Origin of the sequence: Citrobacter sp. wls826, from assembly GCF_005281245.1 — a bacterium.
Lineage (GTDB): Bacteria > Pseudomonadota > Gammaproteobacteria > Enterobacterales > Enterobacteriaceae > Citrobacter > Citrobacter braakii.
The window spans coordinates 215346-219190 of record NZ_SZWS01000053.1 but is presented as its reverse complement, the minus strand read 5'-3'; the positions used below and the strand labels follow the sequence as shown (position 1 = coordinate 219190).

Sequence of the window (3845 nt, the reverse complement as noted above, 5' to 3'; positions counted from 1 at the left end):
CCCGTATCCGGTACCGTAATGGGTACCCGCTACTCCTGGAAAGTGGCAGGCATGGACTGTGCAGCCTGCGCCCGAAAAGTGGAGAATGCGGTCCGCCAGGTCAACGGCGTCAACCAGGTCCAGGTTCTGTTCGCCACCGAAAAACTGGTAGTCGACGCGGGTTCCGATATCCGCCTGCAAGTTGAAAGCGCAGTGCAAAAGGCAGGTTATACCCTGCGCGATGAGCAAGCGCCAGACGCCGCCCCCGAGTCGCGGTTTAAAGAGAACCTGCCGCTGATTTCGCTGATTATCATGATGGCGATTAGCTGGGGGCTGGAGCAGTTCAATCACCCCTTTGGCCAGATAGCATTTGTCGCCACCACGCTGGTAGGTTTGTATCCGATTGCCCGTCAGGCCCTGCGTCTGATGAAAACCGGCAGCTACTTTGCCATTGAAACGTTGATGAGCGTGGCCGCCATTGGCGCACTGTTTATCGGCGCGACGGCCGAAGCCGCCATGGTGCTGCTGCTGTTTTTAATTGGCGAACGCCTGGAAGGATGGGCCGCCAGCCGCGCCCGTAAAGGGGTCAGCGCACTGATGGCGCTCAAGCCGGAAACCGCCACGCGCCTGCGTAACGGCGAGCGCGAAGAGGTTGCTATCAATACTCTCCAGCCAGGCGATGTTATTGAGGTTGCCGCGGGTGGGCGTTTACCTGCCGATGGCAAGCTGGTCTCCGGATTTGCCAGCTTTGATGAAAGCGCCCTGACCGGCGAATCGATACCGGTTGAGCGCGCCACGGGCGAGAATGTCCCGGCGGGCGCCACCAGCGTGGACCGTCTGGTAACGCTGGAAGTACTCTCCGAACCGGGTGCCAGCGCCATTGACCGTATTCTGAAATTGATTGAAGAAGCGGAAGAACGCCGCGCCCCCATTGAGCGCTTTATTGACCGTTTCAGCCGGATTTACACCCCAGCCATTATGGCGGTTGCGTTGTTGGTCACCCTTGTACCACCGCTGCTGTTTGCCGCATCCTGGCAGGAGTGGATTTATAAAGGGCTGACGCTGCTGCTGATTGGCTGCCCATGTGCGCTGGTGATTTCCACACCCGCAGCCATTACCTCTGGCCTTGCCGCCGCGGCACGTCGTGGCGCGTTAATCAAAGGCGGGGCCGCGCTGGAGCAGTTGGGTAGGGTAACGCAGGTCGCGTTTGATAAAACCGGCACCCTGACCATCGGTAAACCGCGCGTCACGGCGATTCACCCGGCAAGCGGTATTGGCGAGGCAGAACTGCTGGCGCTGGCGGCAGCAGTAGAGCAAGGCGCGACGCACCCGCTGGCGCAGGCGATTGTTCGGGAAGCCCAAACGCGCGAGCTGACTATCCCTGCCGCAAAAGATCAACGGGCGCTGGTTGGCTCTGGCATTGAAGCACTGGTCAACGGCGAACGCGTGCTGATTTGCGCCGCCGGTAAGCAGCCTGCCGATGCTTTTGCCGGGCAGATAAGCGAGCTGGAAAGCGCGGGTCAAACGGTGGTGCTGGTGCTGCGTAGCGATGCCGTTCTTGGCGTGCTGGCTCTACAGGACACGCTGCGCGACGACGCCCGTAGCGCCATCAGCGAGCTTAATCAGATTGGCGTGAAAGGGGTGATTCTGACGGGCGATAACCCGCGAGCGGCGGCAGCTATTGCCAGTGAATTGGGTCTCGAATTCAAAGCGGGTCTATTACCGGAAGATAAAGTACAGGCCGTTACTCATCTTAACCAACAGTCGCCGCTGGCGATGGTCGGCGACGGCATCAACGACGCTCCGGCAATGAAAGCAGCCACCATTGGCATTGCGATGGGAAGCGGGACCGATGTCGCCCTGGAAACCGCCGATGCCGCCCTGACCCACAACCGCCTGCGTGGTCTGGTGCAAATGATTCAGTTAGCCCGCGCCACCCACGCCAATATTCGCCAGAACATTGCGATTGCGCTAGGCCTGAAGGGGATTTTCCTCGTCACCACGCTGCTCGGGATAACCGGACTGTGGCTGGCGGTGCTGGCAGATACGGGGGCGACGGTACTGGTGACCGCTAACGCGCTGCGGTTACTACGTAAAGGATAATGCGTCTGTGCCGGACGGCAGTTGCATTAGCGCCATCCGGCTAAGATTACTGGCCTTTGCGCACCAGATAGCGGTACGGCAGAGAGTCTGTCTCTTTTGCCACCAGCTCATGCTCCATAAAGGTACAGAAGCCAGGAATGTCACGGGTTGTCGCCGGATCGTCGGCGACAATCAGCAGCGTTTCACCCGCTTGCATGCCGCGCACGGTTTTACGCACCATCATTACGGGTTCCGGGCAGCGCAGCCCCTGGGCATCAAGAGTATGGTCGGGAGAGGTAAACAGATCGCTCATCGTAGTCTCGTTCATTCAAAAACGGCGTTATTTTACGCTCTGTTGTGGCGTAAGCCAATCAGGTTAACGATTGCGTGAAAAACAACCATTGCAATGTGCTCTTAAAGCAGTATCATGCGACGGTTTTTTATTGGGTTCCCTCACCCCATCCAACAAAAAGGTCACAATATGACTCCGTTTACACAATCTCAACGCGTAAAAGCGTTGTTTTGGCTATCGCTATTTCATCTGCTGGTGATCACCTCCAGCAACTATCTGGTGCAGCTACCGATCTCCATTTTTGGTTTCCATACCACATGGGGCGCTTTCAGCTTTCCGTTTATTTTCCTCGCGACCGATCTGACCGTGCGTATTTTTGGCGCACCGTTGGCACGACGTATCATCTTTGCGGTAATGATCCCCGCGCTGCTGATCTCCTATGTCGTTTCATCACTGTTCTATATGGGATCGTGGCAGGGATTCGGCGCACTGCTGCACTTTAATCTGTTTGTCGCCCGTATCGCCGCCGCCAGCTTTATGGCTTACGCGCTGGGTCAAATTCTGGATGTGCATGTCTTTAACCGCCTACGTCAGAACCGTCGCTGGTGGCTGGCGCCAACGGCTTCCACGCTGTTTGGCAACATCAGCGATACGTTAGCCTTCTTCTTTATCGCTTTCTGGCGCAGCCCAGATGCCTTTATGGCCGAGCACTGGATGGAAATCGCGCTGGTTGACTACTGCTTCAAAGTGCTGATCAGCATTATTTTCTTCCTGCCGATGTACGGCGTGCTGCTGAATATGTTACTGAAAAGGCTGGCAGATAAATCCGAAATCGCTGCATTGCAGACGAGTTAAAGGTTCATTTTCCGAGTTGTGATAAGATGGACGAATGAGCCGTTATGGCCGTTTATCGAAAGGAAGAAGTCAATGCGCAATCTGGTTAAATATGTCGGTATTGGCCTGCTGGTTATGGGGCTTGCGGCCTGTGATAATAGCGATACAAAAGCGCCAGCAGAGGGTGCTGCCGCAGAAAGTAGCGCCACCGGACAACCGGTCAGCTTGCTGGACGGTAAACTCAGTTTTTCCCTGCCAGCGGATATGACCGATCAGAGCGGCAAACTGGGCACCCAGGCGAACAATATGCACGTTTATTCTGACGCAACCGGCCAGAAAGCGGTGATTGTGATTGTTGGCGACAATACCAACGAAGACCTGGCTGTGCTGGCAAAACGCCTGGAAGATCAGCAGCGTAGCCGCGACCCGCAGTTGCAGGTCGTCACCAATAAATCTATTGAGCTGAAAGGCCACACGCTGCAGCAGTTAGACAGCATCATCTCGGCCAAAGGCCAGACCGCTTACTCTTCCGTGGTGTTGGGTAAAGTCGATAACCAACTGCTGACTCTGCAAATCACGCTGCCTGCTGACGATCAGCAAAAAGCGCAGACTACCGCAGAAAACATCATTAACACGCTGGTTATCCAGTAACGGTTAA

4 protein-coding genes are annotated in these 3845 nt (G+C 56.1%); 3 read left to right on the top strand and 1 reads right to left on the bottom strand.

Going from position 1 to position 3845, the window contains the following annotated elements; genetic code table 11:
• A partial coding sequence (gene zntA / locus FDW87_RS13495; protein ID WP_252363166.1) for a Zn(II)/Cd(II)/Pb(II) translocating P-type ATPase ZntA occupies positions 1 to 2082 on the top strand: 2082 nt, incomplete at its 5' end.
• 46 nt (positions 2083 to 2128) lie between these two features.
• On the opposite strand, the gene tusA is transcribed toward zntA, so the two are convergent.
• A complete protein-coding gene (gene tusA, locus FDW87_RS13490) occupies positions 2129 to 2374 on the bottom strand; it encodes a sulfurtransferase TusA (protein ID WP_003827551.1) in 246 nt (81 codons plus the stop codon).
• 168 nt (positions 2375 to 2542) lie between these two features.
• Between tusA and FDW87_RS13485 the strand changes: the two genes are divergently transcribed.
• Together FDW87_RS13485 and FDW87_RS13480 are read left to right on the top strand one after the other, a co-directional pair.
• The gene (locus FDW87_RS13485) at positions 2543 to 3208 is read left to right on the top strand and encodes a 7-cyano-7-deazaguanine/7-aminomethyl-7-deazaguanine transporter (protein WP_016154846.1); all 666 of its coding nucleotides are present in this window, start codon (positions 2543 to 2545) and stop codon (positions 3206 to 3208) included.
• Between the two features lie 72 nt (positions 3209 to 3280).
• On the top strand, positions 3281 to 3838 hold the full coding sequence (locus FDW87_RS13480; protein ID WP_016154847.1) for a DcrB family lipoprotein: 558 nt from the start codon (positions 3281 to 3283) through the stop codon (positions 3836 to 3838).
• The last annotated feature ends 7 nt before the right edge of the window (positions 3839 to 3845 follow it).